Origin of the sequence: Candidatus Nitrosotalea sp. FS, assembly GCF_011319475.1 — an archaeon.
In the GTDB taxonomy this organism is placed as follows: domain Archaea; phylum Thermoproteota; class Nitrososphaeria; order Nitrososphaerales; family Nitrosopumilaceae; genus Nitrosotalea.
Window position 1 is genome coordinate 1 of the sequence record NZ_RCMC01000134.1, and the last position, 636, is coordinate 636.

Consider the following 636-nt stretch of genomic DNA (forward strand, 5'->3'; position numbering starts at 1 on the left):
TCACATAAAGACCGATGTTCTAATAGTTGGCGCAGGTGTTGCAGGCCTATCTGCAGCACTTTGCCTAATAGGATCGGGAAAAAAAGTTGTACTAGTTGACAAGAATATTTGTGGCGGAAGCTCTACTGGAAAAAGCGCTGGATTCCTAACTCCTGACAGCGAGCTTGAACTATCTCAATTGTTGCGAAAGTATGGTACAGTTGGTGCCGGGGATTTGTGGGGGGTTGCAGCAAAAGGAGTGGAGATAATGGTTGACAATATAAAAAAACACAAGATAGAATGTGACCTGCAAGTACAAGACTGTCTATTTCTTGGAAAAGGAGCAAGCGGATGGAAAGATGTGCAAGAAGAGGTAGAGTCACGCAAAAAACTTGGGTATCCAAGTAAGGTATACACAGAATCTGAGGTATCTTCTGTCATTGGATCAGATGCTTATTCTGGGGCGATTCGATATTCGGGAACATATGGTGTAAACCCTCTCTTGTATGCGCAAGGGATCAAGCAGGTCCTCTTAGATAATGGCATAGAAATTTTTGAATCATCCGAAGTGCTTTACTGGAAGGGCCATACAGTCTACACGCATCTTGGCTCTGTTACTGCAGACCAGATAATATTTTGTATTGACAAGCCCAAGCC

At 43.4% G+C, this 636-nt stretch carries 1 protein-coding gene; it reads left to right on the plus strand.

Annotated elements, in window-relative coordinates:
• Nucleotides 1–636: FAD-binding oxidoreductase (locus tag DYY66_RS04765; RefSeq protein WP_166286662.1), on the plus strand; the 636-nt coding region annotated here is incomplete at both ends.